This window comes from Erwinia sp. B116 (genome assembly GCF_002865965.1).
Classification (GTDB): Bacteria; Pseudomonadota; Gammaproteobacteria; order Enterobacterales; family Enterobacteriaceae; genus Erwinia.
Genome location: NZ_JRZZ01000055.1, coordinates 16,887 through 19,576, shown reverse-complemented (window position 1 = coordinate 19,576; position 2,690 = coordinate 16,887). Strand labels below are relative to the sequence as shown.

Genomic DNA, 2,690 nt, shown 5'->3' with positions numbered 1-2,690 from the left:
GGCGGCGGCCACCACAAAGAACACCAGTGAAGCCAGCCCAAGGGTATTTTTTCGTAATCCGGTTGTGTTATGCATTGCCGCACCTCTGCTGCCAGGGAGTGAACCCCGCCATAACAGCCGGCGGCGGGGAGGGGGCAGTGGGCGCATCATTTCGCAGCGCTGACGGCAGGGATAGAACAAATCAGACAGGGCAGCGGGCTGCCGATGCACAACGCTGGTGCGTGCGCGGTCATCAGCACCCGCGGCGGCGCAGCCTCAGTGCATGCTCAGCCGCGTTGCCCAGTCCGCATCCGTGGCCCGGCGGCAGAACTCCAGCGGCGTCATGCTGACCAGGGTTTTAAACTCGCGCAGAAAGTGTGACTGGTCGCTGAAACCCAGCTCCAGCGCCAGGTCGGTGAACGAGCAGCGCACGGGCGCGTGCAGGCGGTTCAGCGCCGCCTGGCAGCGGATAATGCGGCCAAACGCCTTCGGCGTCAGGCCGGTGTCGTGACGAAACAGCCGCTGCAGCGTGCGGCAGGTATAGCCGGTCAGCGCCTCCAGCTGGTCGACGCGCAGGTTGCCCTGCTGCTGCAGCAGGGCGCGCACCGCCGCCGCCGTGGCCGGGGACATTCTGCGCATCAGCCGGGCGGAGAAGTGCTGGTTAAACAGCGCCACCTGCTGGCAGAACTGGGGAGTGCGCAGGATCTGCTCGCAGGCGGCGCGGGCATCCGGCATCACCTCAAACACGTTAAAGGCGTGGTCCGTCAACTCCTCGGCCATCACATCGAGAAAATCCGGCATCACCCCCGGCGCAAAACGCACGCCGAAATAGCGGTGGCCCGCCAGCAGCGCGGCGTTGCGCACGCTCAGCGTGGAGCCGCAGGCGCGCGCCAGCGGCCTGGCGCTGTCGCAGTCGAAGACGATATCCACGCAGCCGTCGGGGATCGCCAGCGTCAGCGCCGCTTCCGGGGCCACTTCAAAGCTGTAGAAGTGTGAAATGGCCGGGTGCCGTGAGGCAATGAGCGCGTAATGCCGGGCCGCATTAAGTACGAACCACGGCTGTTCGGGACAGATCGCGTCAGCATGACGGGTCAGTACGGCGGTCGACATAGGTGCCTCCAGAATTCTGAGAAGAACAGCTGTAATGCAAAGCGGATGCCATCTCACGTAAGGGGCATTCGCTGCCTGATGTCGCAAATATTCAATACAGCGCCACGCTGGCCGGGCTATTGATTAACGCATCAACAGCCAGCAATGAGGTGATAACCATGTCTGCCAGCACCAGAATTGACTTTCTCTATCTCTCCGAGCCGGACATGATCCGCGCCGGTGTCACCGATATGCCTGCCTGCGTCGATACCATGGAGGAGATGTTTGGCCTGCTGTGGCGCGGTGACTACCGCATGGCCGGTGCCAATAACGATTCCCACGGCGCGATGATTATGTTCCCGGAAAACTCGCCGTTCCCCACCATGCCAAAACCGACCCCGGATCGCCGGCTGATGGCGATGCCGGCCTATCTCGGCGGCCGCTTCTGTACCGCTGGCGTGAAGTGGTACGGCTCGAATATCGCCAACCGCGAGAAAGGGCTGCCGCGCTCGATCCTGATGTTCACGCTCAGCGATGCGGATACCGGCGCGCCGCTGGCACACATGTCCGCCAACCTGCTCTCTGCCTACCGTACCGGCGCAATACCTGGCGTCGGTGCCCGCCATCTGGCGCGCAAAGACGCCAGGGTGATTGGCCTCTCCGGGCCGGGGGTGATGGGCCGAACCACGGTCTCTGCGTTCCTCGCCGTCTGCCCGCATATCGACACCCTTAAGCTGAAAGGGCGCGGCCAGCAGAACATCGACAACTTTATCTCCTGGCTGGCGGCCACGTATCCGCAGGTGAAGAACGTGCAGGTGGTCGACAGCTATGAACAGGTGGTACGCGGGTCAGATATCGTCACCTACTGTTGTTCGAATCCGGTGGGTGCCCCCTCGACCTATCCACCGGTGAAACGCGAATGGGTTAAACCCGGCGCGTTTCTGGCGATGCCGTCAGCTTGCACCATTGACGCGGGTATGGAGCAGCCGGACGTGCGCAAGGTACTGGATAATACCGGCCTGTATGAGGCGTGGTTCGATGAGTCCCCGAAACCGGCTCATGTCACCATCCCGATCATCGGCGTGCACTTTATGGATATGGTGGCGGAAGGGCGGCTGCCCGCCGGTCAGCTGGAAGATATCGGCCAGATTGTGCTGGGCGAGGCCCCCGGCCGCCGTAATGACGACGAGATTATCCTGATGTCGGTTGGCGGTATGCCGGTGGAGGATGTTGCCTGGGGCACGGTGCTGTATCGCCGGGCGCTGGAGATGGGTATCGGCGTCAAACTCAACCTGTGGGACACCCCGGCGCTGCGCTGAGGCCATAACCGCTGTGGCGATGGCCTGCGGCACGTTTAATGAATAAGGAATTACGCATGACTCAGATTCTGAAAGTGAAGTCCGGCTCGCCGTTTGAAGAGAAGGCCAGCTATTCACGGCTGGTGGCGGTGGATAACTGGATTTATGTCTCGAATACCGCCGGGCGCAACCCGCAAAGCAGGCTGATCCCGGAGGATATCCGCGAGCAGACGCTGCAGGTGTTTGCCAATATCGAACGGGCGCTGGCCGCCGCCGATGCCAGCCTGGCCGACGTGGTGATGTCGCGGGTGTTTATCCAGAACC

General features: G+C 62.4%; 3 protein-coding genes. 2 read left to right on the top strand and 1 reads right to left on the bottom strand.

The window, feature by feature from the left end; genetic code table 11:
• Positions 1-255: 255 nt before the first annotated feature.
• Positions 256-1,089, bottom strand: a complete 834-nt coding sequence (locus NV64_RS21270; RefSeq protein WP_101506718.1) for an AraC family transcriptional regulator — start codon at positions 1,087-1,089, stop codon at positions 256-258.
• 158 nt (positions 1,090-1,247) lie between these two features.
• Between NV64_RS21270 and NV64_RS21265 the strand changes: the two genes are divergently transcribed.
• Positions 1,248-2,387: a tyramine oxidase subunit B gene (locus tag NV64_RS21265; RefSeq protein WP_101506717.1), complete on the top strand. Its 1,140-nt coding sequence runs from the start codon at positions 1,248-1,250 to the stop codon at positions 2,385-2,387.
• A gap of 56 nt (positions 2,388-2,443) precedes the next feature.
• On the top strand, positions 2,444-2,690 hold a 247-nt coding region (locus NV64_RS24265; protein WP_255410340.1), incomplete at its 3' end, for a Rid family hydrolase.

Coding starts and splice junctions, on each gene's coding strand:
- NV64_RS21270 (WP_101506718.1), bottom strand. CDS start 1,089: ATGTCGACCGCCGTACTGACCCGTCATGCTGACGCGATCTGTCCCGAA.
- NV64_RS21265 (WP_101506717.1), top strand. CDS start 1,248: ATGTCTGCCAGCACCAGAATTGACTTTCTCTATCTCTCCGAGCCGGAC.